Here is a 14,938-nt window from a genome sequence, read left to right as displayed (position 1 = left end):
TTGCCCTGGTGGCCAATGTGCAGAATGTTTCGAAGACAGCACAGACAACGGTTGGCATAACCGTGTTCTTTGACGAACAGCTTCCGGAGGAACAGATCCTGGCTGCAGGCGATATCATCCGCGGCTGGGGGGAGGTCAGGGAAGTCAACTATGTGTCGGCCAAACAGGCATGGGAGAATTTTAAGACACAGTATTTTGAGGGGATGGAGGAACTGGCGGAAGGGTTTGCAGATGATAACCCGCTGTCAGGCTCTGCTTCCTATGAGATATTCTTAAACAGCTTAGAGGACCAGGATGGGATTGTCAACCGGCTGGAGGGCATGGAGGGCGTGCGCAAGGTGCGCTATTCCAGCGCAGCCGTGGCAGGCTTTACCAGCGCGGGCAGGATGATTGGGGCATTGTCCGTGGTCATTATCGGCGTGCTGCTGGCAGTGGCCGTGTTCCTGATCAGCAACACCATTTCGGTGGCAGCCTCCTTCAGGCGGCGTGAAAATGAAATCATGCGGTTCATAGGGGCGACCAATTATATGATACGGGCGCCGTTTGTGGTGGAAGGGGTGCTCTTAGGCGCCTTTGGGGCGGTAATCCCTTTGATTGGGATGTATTTCCTGTATCAGAAGGCGGTCATCTATGTAAATGAACAGTATCAGATGATAACAGGGCTTTTCAGGCCCATTGCCCTGGGGGATATTTTCCCTTATATGGCAGGTACGGCAGGCGCGCTGGGGATTGGAATCGGCTTCTTTGTAAGCTTTTTCACGATTCACCGCCATCTGAAGGTTTAGTGCCTGTCTGAAACGTTGGGAAAGGAGCGTTCCATGAAGGGAAACAGACGGATCCGGGCAGCGGCTTTGGCCGGCGGCCTGCTTCTGGGAGGGATGGCTGCATTTTCCTCCTATGCCACAAGCGTGGAGATTGAGGACGCCAAGAAGCAGGTTTCGGCCCTGGAAGAGGAAAAGAAAAAAGTAGAAAGCACCCTGAACCAGCTGGAAACGCTGAAAGCGGATACGGCTGCCTATGTAAAGAAGCTGGACGGCAGCCTGTCGGCATTGTCAGATGAGCTGTCCCAGCTGGAGACACAGATTACGGTCAAGGAATCGGAGATAGAGACAGCCAGGGTGCAGTTAGAGGAAGCAAAGGGTGTGGAAGAACACCAGTACAGCACCATGAAGCTGCGCATCAAGTACATGTATGAGAATGGGGAGAGCAGCTTTGTGGACATGGTCATGGAGTCCGGAAGCATTTCCGAACTTCTCAACAGGGCTGAATATGTAAGCCAGATTGCCGAATATGACAGGAAGATGCTAAAGGAATATGCGGCTGCAAAGGATGAGGTGGCGGACAGGGAACTGGCCCTTGAGGAAGAACACCAGGGCCTTCTTTCGTTACAGGAGACCACCCAGGCCAAACAGGCGTCCATGCAGAAGCTGATGGATTCCAAAAAGGCAGAGCTGGATTCCTATAATTCCAAGATTGCATCGGCCCAGTCTGAGATAGACCAGTACAATGCGGACATCAAAGCCCAGGAAGACCAGATGAAAAAAATCGAGGCCGAGATGAAGCGCAGGGAAGAGGAAGCCAGGAAAAAGGCAGAGGCGGCCGGCAAAACGTATACCGTGTCAAATTTGGGGAATATTAGCTTTAAGTGGCCCTGTCCATCCAGCAGCCGCATCACCTCCAATTTCGGGGACAGGGAATCGCCTACGGAAGGCGCTTCCAGCAACCACAAGGGAATGGATATCGGCGCCGCAACGGGAGCGGATATCATTGCGGCGGCGGACGGAGAGGTTGTGATTTCTACATACAGCTATTCAGCTGGCAATTATATCATGCTTGACCATGGAGGCGGCGTCAGCACGGTTTATATGCACTGCTCCAAGCTTTTAGTGGGCGTTGGGGAGAAGGTGAAGCAGGGACAGGTGATTGCCAAGGTGGGTTCCACCGGCTATTCCACCGGTTCCCACCTGCACTTTGGAATCCGTTCAGGAGGGACTTATGTGAATCCCCGCAGTTATGTTAGCCCCTGATGCGTCATAAGTATAGATTAGAAGGGACAGATAGGAGACTTAAATTGGATAATCGCGATTTTGATCAACAGAGAAATATGGATGGGAACGGCAATCTGGACGGAGGCGCGGGGCGCCAGGGTAATGGAAGGAACCGGTTCTGGGCCGGTGTGCTGGCCGGGGCCTTGGTTACTGCCTTTGTGGGCCTGATTGTGGTGGGAATGTCGGCCGGCATATACATTTTCGGAAAAAAGGTGCTGAATCATCAGCCGGGTGCCCAGACAGAGGGCCGGGCGCCTGCGATTTCAAACGGGACCAAGAAGCCGGAAGGCGTGGATTTTGGGCGTGTGACGGCCAAGATGGATTTAATCCAGCAGATCATAGGGGAATACTTCCTGTATGAAGAGGATGCGGAGAATGTGGAGGACTTTATCTACCGTGGCATGCTGGCTGGCCTGGATGACCCTTATTCCGTGTACTATACGAAGTCCGATTATACGTCGCTTCAGGACAGCACCAAGGGTACCTATTCAGGTATCGGAGCCATGATCAGCCAGAACCGTACCACCGGACTTTGCACCATTGTAAAGGTGTTTGAAGGATCTCCTGCCCTGGAAGCAGGCATGCAGCCCGGCGACATCATCTATAAGGTCGGGGATACCATGGTTGCCTCTGAGAGCCTGGATGTGCTGGTGAACAACTACATCAAGGGCGAGGAAGGCACGCCGGTGGAGATTACGGTTTACCGCGCGGATAAGGATGAGTATGTGGACCTGACCGTGAAACGGCGTAAGATAGAGGTGCCCACCGTGGAGCACAGGATGATGGACGGCAATATTGGATATATCGCTGTCAGTGAATTTGATGTCATCACAGTGGAGCAGTTTGAAGCTGCCGTGGATGAACTTCAGAAAAATGGAATGGAAGGCTTGATCATCGACCTGAGAAGCAATCCAGGCGGTGTCCTGGACGGCGCCGTGAAGATGGCGGATTACCTGCTTCCCGATGACATTTCCAAGTATGACAAGGGAGAGGGCAAGACCCTGATTGTGTACACGGCTGACAAGAATGAGAAGGGCGATGTATATACCGCATCCGACAAGCATGAGCTTGACCTGCCGGTTGTCATACTGGTAAACGGAGACTCCGCAAGCGCTTCAGAGGTATTTACAGGCGCCATGAAGGATTATGACAGGGCAACCGTGGTGGGAACCACCAGCTATGGAAAGGGAATCGTACAGAACCTGATTCCTCTGGGGGACGGCTCTGCAATTAAGATTACCACAGCCCATTATTATACCCCAAGCGGATTTGACCTCCATGGAAAGGGGATTGAGCCGGACGTGGAAGTGGAACTGGATGAGAAGCTTAAGACCCAGGCCGTGGTGAAGCCGGAGGAGGATAACCAGATCCAGAAGGCGGTTGAGGTGCTGGAAGGCAAGCTGGGGAAGTAGACGGCGTTGTTTAGTGTTAGGGACGATGAGATGGATGGGAGTGACCTGCCGGTGGCAGTCACTCCTGTTTTGCTGTCTGGATTATCCGGGATGTTGCCTGCTGGAACTGAGTCCTGGTTGCCGGACCAAGCCCCTGATTGTCGGACTCGCCCCTGTCCGTAATTTTAATACCTTATGGAAGACGGTTCAACCGGACAATACAGATATTGGGGAAACAGAACAAACATTCGATTGCGGTCTATACTTTCTAAGGGCAATCTGGTATAATGAATGAAGTGTACACGGTTATGGATATTTCCCCGGAGCACATAGGAGGGCGGCTATGGTGTCAGATATACGGAGAAACATTGAGAAGGCAATTGCAGAGGACGGGACAGTCCTGTTTGTGGGGGCAGGCATATCCACGTGGTCCGGCATACCCGGATGGGTCAGGCTGCTGAATGATATGGCTGATTATGTTGACCGCACAGGCGGGGACTCAACTGGAATCAGGAAATATAAGGACAGCCAGCCGCTGTTGGCAGCGGATTTGGCAAAAGGTGAGTTGACCAGGGAGCAGTATCACGGTTTTTTAAAGAGTGAGATGCGGGTCAGGACATCCAAACCAGGGGAGATTCATCAGCTTCTTCTGAACCTGGGGATTAATTGTTTCATTACTACGAATTTTGACAGGCTGCTGGAGCGCGCTATCAGGGCCAATGGGAAACGTAGCAGGCTAAAGGTTGTTACGAATACGGATGTACAGCAGTGTGCTGATCTGTGCGCCATTAAGAGCAGGAATTTTGTATTTAAACCCCATGGGGATATCATGGATGGGGACAGCATCATTTTCACAAACAGCGATTACCGCGATATGTATGAGAACGGCGGCAGGTATTATGCCCACAGGACCTTAGATACGCTTTTAGCCACAAGGAACATCATCTTTGTTGGCTTTGGGCTGACAGATCCTGATTTCCTGCGCATAATGGACCGGTTCCGCAATGATTATAAGCAGGGTATTACAGAGAAATATGCAATCATGCCCGATGTTCCAACAGAGGAAATCAATTACTGGAAAGCAGCCTACGGTATTCAGATCCTAAGCTATGACACAATCCCGGCTGAGGATGGACGGGATTACAGTAATATTTTCAAGCTGCTGCGGGAACTGGCCCCATCCAGGAAGAAAAGCAGTTTTATTGCCGGGGACGGCAGGGGAACACCGGATGTCATCACACAGAGGCAGAGGAAGGGGCTGGCAGTATATGCCCAATCGTTAATGGCCAGATTTAAAACCAATGAGGAAAGCATATTCCCGTTAGAACTTTGTCCGGTTTCATATATGGGCCGTGGGCAGTCCATATCCACAGAAGAGATGCTTAAGAGGGAGGTACGGGGATTCGCCCTGACCGGGAACCCTGGTTCAGGGAAGACCTTCTTCATGAAGCGGTATTGCGCGGCCCAGGCAAAACGTCTGTTGGACTGGTGTAATACCAGCAAACGCAAGGATATGCCTTTTATCCCGGTCTATATTGATTTGAAGAATTATTGCGGACCGGGCAGCATTGAGAGGGAGATAGAGGATCAGTTCCCGGATACGGTCCAGATACACCAGTGGATGGAGTCTGATAAGGTCCTGTATCTTCTGGATTCCTATAATGAGATAGAATCACGGTATATGGAAGACGGATGCTGCCGCTCAGAATTGGAGCACTATATCTTTTTTAAGGAAGCAGTCGTGGCATCCCGTACAGGAACAGGAAGACGCACATATAAATCATACCGTCTGGAGGCGGTTGAGGGAACCTATGTAAGGGATTATCTGGTGAGGAATGGGCTTGGGAGGCTTGCGGAATATCCTGCCATTATGGGGATGTTTCAGTCACCCTTGTATTTTCAGCTGCTTCAGAACAAAAGGATAAGCGTGGATGAGTCATGCACTGTAAAAGATATCTATCTGTCTTATTTCCGGTATATAATGGATAATATAAGGGAAAAACTGGGAATTTCAATGGATATCATTGCTGCCCTGGATGATTTTGCATTTGAACTGTTCTGCAGGGGAGCAGAGACCTTTACATTGGATTCTGTTTCGGAATGCATGAGGCAGGCAGTTCCTGGACTTACGGAAAAGAAGAATAGGGAAATGCTGAATTTCCTGATGGACCGTTGTCAGTTCCTTGTACCGCTCCCGGAGAACAGGGCCATGTTTTTCCATCAATCCGTGACGGAATTCCTGGCAGCCGGCAGTCTGGCGTCATGTGGGGCCTGGAGGCAGCTGGCTGCAGATTACCTTGAGGATTTGAGGTGGAATCAGGTGTTTCTTTTTGCGGCCGGGTTCTTTGAAGGGGAGGCTGCCTTGGAATACATTACCGTCCTTCTTGGAACAGACAGCGTACTGGCTGCCCAGGCAGCGGAATATATGCAGGACGGGTGCGATGATTGCTCAATGCTGATCCTTGAACATCTGTATCAGAACGCTGACACAAAATCATTGGATTATTATATCTCTTTGGAAGAAGCCCATGTGCGGCTTCCGGTGACTGGCAGACATGAGGGGATTCTGCGGATGCTGGTGGGGAAAGGCGATTTGCTGGGCGGTATAGCAGCGGGATGGCTTTTGGACCTAATGGGCAATACTATCAAAGAAGAGATGATTGGTCTTATATTCGCCCACTGTAAGGATGACTTTAATTTTGTCACAAGAGCAGCAGGTGCATTAAGCAGTTATATTACGGTTGGGGACTATAAGGAGATTATACGGAGACTGCAGGATTATGAGGACGACCCGGTGGATGGCCTGTCCGGATTTGATGAACTGTCAGCTGCATTTTCCTTAGGGCAGATAGCTGAAATATTCCAGGATGAAGGAATGTTAAACCATGTGCAGCGCCAGGTGATGGCGCAGAGATTGCAGAAAGAAGGTTCACAGGAAGCCTTTGAACTCTGTCTTAGGTATTATCTGGCAGGATGGGATGAGATGCTGTTCACAATCTACCTGTTCATACGGTTTGAGGATTATCTGCCCGGACCTTCCTGTGAAGGATTAATTGACAGGCTGATGCGTGAGATTGAATGTGGTAAGGATAAGTGGGCAATCGGACTGCTCTACTCCCTATACCATAAAAGTGATGCGGCTGCCAAATATATCAGGGGCAGATTAAAATATACCAGCGGTATTGTCAGGCTTGCTTTTTACTATGTCATAGGAAAAAACAGGACCAACTCCTTTTTCAGTTCATTTATCAGTATGCTGTATTGGGAAGAACTTCCGGATGGGATGGTTGACGCCTTTGATGAGGCCGACTGGACGGAAAGTGCGGGCAGCGTCATCCGGGTTTTATATGAGCAGAACCGGATTCATGCATTGACGCGGTTTCTGGACAGCCTGGAATGGAATAAAGGAACCTTCAGTCTGGACGCGGAGACACTTTGTATCCTGCTTACCGTCATAAAGTCCTGTGAGGAGCCTGATACCAGATACTATGTTGGAAAGTTCATGGGAGCACAGGGGGACCGCGGGACGTTGATGAAGATGTACTATCTGCTTGACGGAAACATAAAGACGTGGATGCGGTTTTACGTCCTTCCATATGTGGGATACCTGGAAAGAGAAGACTTTACGGATGATGAGATCCAGCTCATGCTCAGGGATTTGCATGAGTATGACCTGGAGAAGGATATTGTGTATACAGATGAGCTGCTGCTGGTCAATATTGCGGATGATACATTTATCAGGGATGTCCTGGAGCCGATGCTGGCTGAGGATGAGGAAATTGTGAGACGGAATATGGCGGTGGTGCTGGATCGGGCGGGAGAGGTGCATTCGAAGCGATATGTGAGCCGATGACGGATGGGTGGAGGATTGTTTTCCGAAGGATTAATTGGCTGAATATAAACCAACGCTAATCATCGCCCATAAAAAAACATCAACCGCCCAGCTTTACAGCGGATTCAAGGAGTATTTCCCTAACAACTGGGAGGAATACTTCGTCAGTTATTAAGTTGTATGTATATGGTAAGGCTGGGTTTGAAAGATTATTATGTGTATGCTTGGCATGGATAACAACAAAGTTTATTGAATCAAAAACGGGAAACAGAAATGAGGTGGGTCTGTTGATTTTTAATATTTCGAAATTTGATTCATATAGAGAAGATAATCGCTGTGAAGTGAAGAAAGCAAGAGGAGGCTTGCCTTTATCTTTATGGGACACATACTCTGCTTTTGCGAATTGCTATGGTGGAGTTATGTACATGTTCAGAAAGTATCAATCTAAGCCAGTATGGGATTTCACATGCTCATTGTATTGATAAAGACTTGTTTGAGTGTCTTATAGATTGTAAGCTAAAGTTAGGAACAGCAATTTTATGATGATGTTCGACATATTTTACAAACTTCGTAACTTGTCAAAAGAACTTTCAGGAGAGTTTGGAACGGGATTTTCTATTGCAAATTTAAAAAATTGTCGTCAGTTTTATCGTACTTTTCCTAAAGATTCAATTGGCTACACGGCGTGTAGCCATTTATCGTGGTCTCATTTAAGAAATATTATGCGGCTTGATTCAGAAGAAGAACACAATTACTATATTCAAGAGGCAATTAGAGGAAGCTGGTCTGTAAAAATACTTGAGCGTAATATAAAAAGTGGATATTACAAAAGAATACTATCTACACAACTGCAAGATTCAATAGCAGAAAACTATGAATTTGTCAAAGACCCTTATGTACTGGAATTCATGGGATTTCCAGAGAATTATGAGTATAAAGAAAGTGAGCTTGAAAGAGCGATTCTTAGTCATATACAGAGGTTCTTATTAGAGTTAGGGAGAGGTTTTTCATTTGTGGCAAGGCAAATGAGAATCAGTACCGAGACAAGCGATTTCTTTTTAGATTTGGTTTTTTATAATTATATTCTGAAATGCTTTGTGATTATTGATTTGAAAACATATATTTTGTATTGTTAAGCAGTAAATGATATTGTTTTATCAGTAGCTAAATTCTGAAATTCGAAGGTAAGCCTATTAGGCAGCTGCTCGAATACCTGATTTCAAAGATTTTACGGATTTCTGCTTAACAGACGTACTTTTAATTGGGTCATCAAGGAGGTAAAAACGCATTATGGAGTTCAAATTACACAGTGAATATCAGCCCACCGGCGACCAGCCGCAGGCTATCGAAGCCCTTGTCAAAGGCTTCAAGGAAGGTAACCAATTCGAGACTTTACTAGGCGTCACAGGCTCCGGTAAGACCTTTACCATGGCCAACGTAATCCAGCAGTTACAGAAGCCAACCCTCATCATCGCCCACAACAAAACCCTGGCAGCCCAGCTCTATTCCGAGTTTAAGGAGTTCTTCCCGGAGAACGCGGTGGAGTATTTTGTGAGCTACTACGACTACTACCAGCCAGAAGCCTACGTGCCGTCCACGGACACCTACATTGAAAAGGATTCATCCATCAATGATGAGATTGACAAGCTGCGCCATTCGGCAACGGCCGCCCTGTCAGAGCGGGAGGATGTGATTATTGTGGCGTCCGTGTCCTGTATATACGGCCTGGGAAGTCCTATTGACTATAAGGAGATGGTAATATCGCTGCGCCCTGGAATGATAAGGGACAGGGACGAAATCATCCACAAACTGATTGATATCCAGTATGACCGCAATGACATGGATTTTAAGCGTGGTACTTTCCGGGTAAGGGGGGATGTGCTGGAGGTGTTTCCTGCGTATTCGGACAGTGCGGCTTACAGGATAGAATTCTTTGGGGATGAGGTTGACCGGATAACGGAGATTGATACCCTGACCGGAGAGATTAAAGCCCAGCTGGGGCATATTGCCATTTTCCCGGCATCCCATTACGTGGTGCCAAAAGAGAAGATGATGGAGGCAACAGAGAATATCCTGGCTGAACTGAAAGAGCAGGTTGCATTTTTTAAAAGCGAGGATAAGCTGCTGGAAGCACAGAGGATTTCGGAGAGGACTAATTTCGATGTGGAGATGATGCGGGAGACTGGTTTCTGCTCTGGAATTGAGAACTATTCACGCCATCTGACAGGAGGGCTTCCTGGTGAACCGCCTTGCACGCTGATTGATTATTTCCCGGAGGATTTCCTGATCATTGTGGACGAGTCCCATATTACCCTGCCGCAGGTCAGGGGCATGTACGCCGGGGACCGGTCCAGGAAGTCAACATTGGTGGATTATGGTTTCAGGCTTCCTTCCGCGCTGGATAACAGACCCCTTAATTTTTCTGAATTTGAGGATAAGATTAATCAGATGATGTTCGTATCCGCTACTCCGTCCGTATATGAACGGGAACATGAACTGATGCGCGTGGAACAGATCATCCGTCCTACCGGACTTTTGGACCCGGAAGTTACCGTACGCCCGGTGGAGGGCCAGATAGATGACCTGATTTCTGAAGTGAACAAGGAAGTGGCAAACCATCATAAGATACTGATTACCACATTGACAAAGCGGATGGCTGAGGACCTTACGGATTACATGCGCGAGGTGGGAATCCGGGTTAAATACCTTCATTCTGATATTGATACGCTGGAACGGGCACAGATCATACGTGATATGCGTCTGGATGTGTTTGACGTGCTTGTGGGCATTAACCTTTTAAGGGAAGGACTCGATATTCCAGAGATTACCCTTGTTGCAATCTTGGATGCGGATAAAGAGGGCTTCCTGCGTTCTGAGACTTCCCTGATCCAGACAATCGGCCGTGCGGCCAGGAACTCAGAAGGACATGTAATCATGTACGCAGATAACATGACGGATTCCATGCGCGTGGCTATCGGGGAGACCAACCGGCGCAGGCAGATCCAGCAGGCATACAACGAGGAGCATGGAATTACGCCCACAACCATTAAAAAGGCGGTCCGGGACCTGATTGCCATATCAAAGGCAGTGGCAGATAACGATGAGAAGTTTAAAAAGGATCCGGAATCCATGGATGAGAAGGAACTCAATAAGCTGGTTAAGGAGTTGGAAAAGAAAATGCGCCAGGCCGCAGTGGAACTTAACTTTGAGGAGGCTGCAAGGCTTCGTGACCGGATGATAGAAATTAAAAAAATACTCATAGATATGGAATAATTTGTAACTTGTCCTATCCACAGGGATTGTGTTTGAAAAATGTAATATTCTTTTAAGGATTATTAAATTGTACAATATCAATAGCTTTATTATAATAAAGATAGGCAATTGGTAGAAAATTCATATAATGGTGGATAGGAGGAGTTGTTATGAGAAAAAAGAAAGGTATATGCTTATTGTTAGCAGTTGTCATGGCAATCAGTACCGGATTTACCGCCTTGGCGGCAGATACGAAGATTGATACGGTGAAGCTTACATTTTCATATGATAAGGCACCTGCAAGCGGGGACAACATAGGTAATATTAAGGTCAAGGCAGACAGCAGTGAGTTTTATGTGGAATCAGCAGAATATACGAATTCAGATGACCAGGATACATGGACCGTGGGGGATGTACCGGAGGTGAAGATTGAACTGTCAGCCAAGGATGGCTACCGTTTTTCCTATACATCCAAGAGTCACTTTAAATTTACAGGATGTAATGCCGAGTTTAAGAAGGCCAAGATTTATGACAGCGGCGCGTATATAGAGGTATATGCGGAACTGAAGCGCATTGGCGGTAAGCTGGAAGGCGCCACGGACCTGGACTGGGAAGATACCACGGCTGTATGGGAAGAGATTGAAGGAGCCAAGAGTTATGATGTGAAGCTTCTCAGGAATGATAAGACAGTGACAACTGTGAGCACCACCAGGACATCGTTTGATTTTGCAGGATATTTTAACAGGGAAGGTGATTATACCTTCCGGGTAAGGGCTATATCTCGGTATAACAGTAAGGCTGGTGAGTGGTCTGAAGATTCCAGTTCCTTTTATGTGGATGAGGATGAACTTGGAAGATACGGCGGCAGCGGCCACTGGGTCCAGGACCAGAAGGGGTGGTGGTATGCCTTTGATACTGGCGGTTATCCATCTTCCTGCTGGAAGCAGATTAATGGAGCCTGGTACTATTTTAACAGTTCAGGTTATATGTTGACCGGCTGGCAGCGTCTGGACAGGGATTGGTATTACCTGAATCCCAGCGGCGCCATGACAACGGGCTGGCAGGCCATCAATGGACAGTGGTATTATATGGACGGCAGCGGTGTGATGCAGACCGGCTGGCAGGCTGTGAATGGAAGATGGTACTATATGAACAGCAGCGGCGCCATGCAGACCGGCTGGCAGAGGCTTAATGGCCAGTGGTATTATCTGGATCCCAGCGGCGCCATGCTTACGGGCTGGCAGGCCATTAACGGGAAGTGGTATTATCTTGGGAGTAATGGCGTGATGTATGCCAATACGACCACACCGGATGGCCGCTATGTGGGGTCCGATGGGGCCTGGATGCCATAAGGATATTCATGGACGGGTATCAGGTAACAGATTAAATCAATGGATTTGGGCGTGGGGAACATGTTTCTCCGCGCCTGTTCTTATTTTTTGAAAATATAGTTTGTTGCAACAAACTCTTCTTATTGACAATTTTTCCTATTAAGCATACAATGAATATGGTTTTAAGGATATTACAGGAGGATACGGGTCAGTATGCAGAGGAAACTGAATGAGTGCGAAATCGGCGGCCGGTACGTGGTGGCAGGGGTACAGGTGGATGAGGGCATTACCAGGAGATTGGAGGCCCTTGGGGTCAACGAAGGTACTCCTGTGAATATATTGAATAAGAAGGGCAGCGGAAGCGTCATTATTAAGGTCAGGGGCACCAGGCTGGCTTTGGGACGCCGTCTGTCAGAGGGAATTACAGTCAGGGAGGAACATACATCATGAATGGGCAGGCCAGAGCAGCAGGAAAAGATTCATATGGCAGCATAACCCTGGGGACAGGGGGTGGATCCATGGATAGGGAATCACATGCCGGTAAGCCGGAGGAAAGGAAAAACAGTATGCCGGATCCGGTGCATAAGGACCGTAAGGAAAGCACACGGCCTATTACGGTCGGTTTCGTGGGAAATCCTAACTGTGGAAAGACCACCTTATTTAACGCGTTTACCGGAGCCAAGCTAAAAGTGGCCAACTGGCCAGGTGTTACCGTGGAACGGGTGGAAGGGGAGACCAGCTATAAGGGCAGGCCCATTAAAGTCATTGACCTTCCCGGCATTTACAGCCTCACCTCCTATACGATAGAAGAAAAGGTAACCAGGAAATGTATTGAGGATGGGGAAGTGGATGTCATCATCAATGTGGTGGATGCCTCCTCCCTTGAGAGGAACCTGTATCTTACCATGCAGCTCATTGAACTGAAGAAACCGGTCATACTGGCCCTTAACATGATGGATATCGTGGAGGAGCGGGGCATGGAGATAGACATGCACCGCCTGCCTGAGATGCTGGGGGAAATCCCGGTGGTTCCGGTGTCTGCCAGGAAGCGGACCGGTCTGGATGTGCTGATGCATGCAGTGGTGCACCATTATGAAGAGGGGCCTCAGGGCGTGGTAATCCATTACAGTGAAGAGGTGGAAGGAAGGATTTCACAGATTGAAACCGCCCTCAGGGAAAAGTACGGTGAGATGGATAACATGCGCTGGCATGCCATCAAGTTCCTGGAATTTGATGAGGTAGTGATAAGCGACCATCCGCTGGATCATGTGGAACGGATCCTACCCAGGAATTATGAGAAACAGATCATTAATGAAAAATATGATTACATAGAGGAAGTAATTGAGGAATGCCTGTTTAATAAGAATGAGAAGGCGGCCACCACGGACAGGGTGGACCAGTTCATGACCCATCCTGTCTGGGGGATTCCCATCTTCCTGGGAATCATGGCGCTGGTGTTTTTCCTTACATTTACAGTGGGCGATTTCCTGAAGGAATATTTCCAGATGGGGCTGGATGTGATTTCGGAATCCGTGCTTGCCCTGCTCACCAACGTGCATGCGGCCCAGTGGCTTACCTCCCTGATCCTGGATGGGATCATTGCCGGGGTAGGCGGAATCCTTACATTCCTGCCGAATATCTTCATCCTGTTCCTGGCCCTGGCTTTTCTGGAGGACAGCGGCTATATGGCCAGGGTGGCCTATGTGATGAATGAGACCATGGGCATGGTGGGATTGTCCGGCAAGGCGTTCCTGCCCATGCTTTTGGGGTTCGGATGTACGGTTCCGGCTGTAATGGCTACCCGTGCACTGGAGAGTGTGAAGGACCGGCGCAGGACAATCCTCATAACTCCGTTTATGTCATGTTCTGCCAGGCTTCCGATTTATGTACTGTTTGCAGAAATGTTTTTCCCGGACAAAGCGCTTCTGGTTGCATACTCCCTGTATATCATAGGACTCTGCATAGCTATCCTGGTGGCATTCATCGCCCATATGCATGAGAAGCACGACAGCGCGCAGAATGCCCTTCTGATTGAACTGCCGGAGTATAAGACCCCAAACAGCAGGACGGTTGCCATCTATGTTTGGGACAAGGTAAAAGACTATCTGAGCAAAGCCGGGACCACCATATTCATCGCATCCATTGTGCTGTGGTTTGTCTTGAACCTGGGACCAGCCGGATTTGTATCAGATGTGTCGGACAGCTTTGCGGCAATCATCGGGCATGTCCTTGTGCCGGTGTTGAGACCGGCCGGCCTGGGGATATGGCAGGTGGCGGTGGCGCTTATCTCAGGCCTTTCCGCCAAGGAAGTGGTGGTGTCCAGCTTCAGTGTGCTCTATGGAATCAGCAATATTAACTCCGGGGCAGGCATGGCTGAACTTTCCGCCAGCATGTCCATGGCCGGGTTTGGCGGGGTGAACGCATATGCGCTCATGATTTTCTGCCTGCTGTATTCCCCGTGTATTGCAGCGGTAGCAACCATTAAAAAGGAAACCGGATCCTGGAGATGGACAATCGGCATGGTGGTGTTCCAGCTGGTGGTCGCATGGCTGGCAGCCGTGGTGGTGTTCCAGGCAGGGAGCCTGCTGTTTGGGTAGGATTGCGCATCCTAGTACAGCATTGCATAAGTTCCGGTGAATATAGCACCCGCTATTTCCGCCAGTGCCGCGTTGCCGAAACTAGTCGTAGGGTCCACTACGCCGTCGTTTCGGCGCCTTGCCCTGACAGAAATATCAGGCACTCTATTCACCGAAACTTACGCAACGCTGTACTAGCAGATGGGAATGGCACTGCTGGATGCCAGGGTAAGGGATTGATTCTGTCTTGAATAGAAATATACCTGATTGGAGAGACGGTCCTCTTTGGGAACCTCTGTCTGATTGATGTGGGCCACAAGCCTGCTCATCTCATTGCAGGAAATATCGCCGTCATCAGGAAGAAGAAGGACTTCGTGGATGCTGGATGGAAGGATGATGATATCCTTTTCCATGCTGTCCGCGAAGTTTTTCGGCTCTTTGTCAATAGTTGGGGTGGGATTTGTAAAATCCCGCCCCAATTCTATGAAAAGGGCCCTTTTTATGTTTA

Annotated in this window: 10 protein-coding genes; 9 read left to right on the top strand and 1 reads right to left on the bottom strand. The window is 48.7% G+C overall.

Annotation, left to right across the window (positions count from 1 at the left end):
• Positions 1 to 17 precede the first annotated feature (17 nt).
• From LK536_RS57630 to feoB, 9 genes are all read left to right on the top strand, one after another.
• Entirely contained in the window at positions 18 to 785 is a 768-nt protein-coding gene (locus tag LK536_RS57630) for a cell division protein FtsX (RefSeq protein ID WP_331472347.1), read from the top strand.
• 33 nt (positions 786 to 818) lie between these two features.
• Positions 819 to 2,027 (top strand): murein hydrolase activator EnvC family protein, encoded by a 1,209-nt coding sequence (locus tag LK536_RS57625; RefSeq protein ID WP_008726078.1) that lies wholly within the window; start codon positions 819 to 821, stop codon positions 2,025 to 2,027.
• 44 nt (positions 2,028 to 2,071) lie between these two features.
• The gene (locus LK536_RS57620; RefSeq protein ID WP_227797260.1) at positions 2,072 to 3,460 is read left to right on the top strand and encodes a S41 family peptidase; all 1,389 of its coding nucleotides are present in this window, start codon (positions 2,072 to 2,074) and stop codon (positions 3,458 to 3,460) included.
• Positions 3,461 to 3,782: 322 nt separating this feature from the next.
• The gene (locus LK536_RS57615) at positions 3,783 to 7,292 is read left to right on the top strand and encodes an SIR2 family protein (protein WP_227797259.1); all 3,510 of its coding nucleotides are present in this window, start codon (positions 3,783 to 3,785) and stop codon (positions 7,290 to 7,292) included.
• Between the two features lie 518 nt (positions 7,293 to 7,810).
• Positions 7,811 to 8,407, top strand: a complete 597-nt coding sequence (locus tag LK536_RS57610; RefSeq protein ID WP_227797258.1) for a PDDEXK nuclease domain-containing protein — start codon at positions 7,811 to 7,813, stop codon at positions 8,405 to 8,407.
• A 154-nt stretch (positions 8,408 to 8,561) separates the two neighbouring features.
• Positions 8,562 to 10,544, top strand: coding sequence for an excinuclease ABC subunit UvrB (uvrB, locus tag LK536_RS57605; protein WP_008726074.1), 1,983 nt, complete (start codon positions 8,562 to 8,564; stop codon positions 10,542 to 10,544).
• Positions 10,545 to 10,693: 149 nt separating this feature from the next.
• A complete protein-coding gene (locus LK536_RS57600) occupies positions 10,694 to 11,875 on the top strand; it encodes an N-acetylmuramoyl-L-alanine amidase family protein (RefSeq protein WP_008726073.1) in 1,182 nt (393 codons plus the stop codon).
• A 192-nt stretch (positions 11,876 to 12,067) separates the two neighbouring features.
• Complete coding sequence (locus tag LK536_RS57595) at positions 12,068 to 12,304, top strand: FeoA family protein (RefSeq protein ID WP_227797257.1); 237 nt, start codon at positions 12,068 to 12,070, stop codon at positions 12,302 to 12,304.
• Between the two features lie 116 nt (positions 12,305 to 12,420).
• Entirely contained in the window at positions 12,421 to 14,451 is a 2,031-nt protein-coding gene (feoB, locus tag LK536_RS57590; RefSeq protein ID WP_474913678.1) for a ferrous iron transport protein B, read from the top strand.
• Between the two features lie 173 nt (positions 14,452 to 14,624).
• On the opposite strand, the gene LK536_RS57585 is transcribed toward feoB, so the two are convergent.
• The coding region (locus LK536_RS57585; protein WP_506092270.1) for a DUF5688 family protein at positions 14,625 to 14,938 on the bottom strand (314 nt) is incomplete at its 5' end.

This window comes from Clostridium pacaense (genome assembly GCF_020709765.2).
Classification (GTDB): Bacteria; Bacillota; Clostridia; order Lachnospirales; family Lachnospiraceae; genus Enterocloster; species Enterocloster hominis.
Note: the sequence above shows the minus strand (reverse complement) of the source record. Positions and strands in the feature narration are given on the sequence as shown.

What these genes read in the sequence shown, in the direction of transcription:
- LK536_RS57625 (WP_008726078.1), top strand. Translation starts at nt 819, where the DNA reads ATGAAGGGAAACAGACGGATCCGGGCAGCGGCTTTGGCCGGCGGCCTG.
- LK536_RS57615 (WP_227797259.1), top strand. Translation starts at nt 3,783, where the DNA reads ATGGTGTCAGATATACGGAGAAACATTGAGAAGGCAATTGCAGAGGAC.
- LK536_RS57610 (WP_227797258.1), top strand. Translation starts at nt 7,811, where the DNA reads ATGATGATGTTCGACATATTTTACAAACTTCGTAACTTGTCAAAAGAA.
- uvrB (WP_008726074.1), top strand. Translation starts at nt 8,562, where the DNA reads ATGGAGTTCAAATTACACAGTGAATATCAGCCCACCGGCGACCAGCCG.
- LK536_RS57600 (WP_008726073.1), top strand. Translation starts at nt 10,694, where the DNA reads ATGAGAAAAAAGAAAGGTATATGCTTATTGTTAGCAGTTGTCATGGCA.
- LK536_RS57595 (WP_227797257.1), top strand. Translation starts at nt 12,068, where the DNA reads ATGCAGAGGAAACTGAATGAGTGCGAAATCGGCGGCCGGTACGTGGTG.
- feoB (WP_474913678.1), top strand. Translation starts at nt 12,421, where the DNA reads ATGCCGGATCCGGTGCATAAGGACCGTAAGGAAAGCACACGGCCTATT.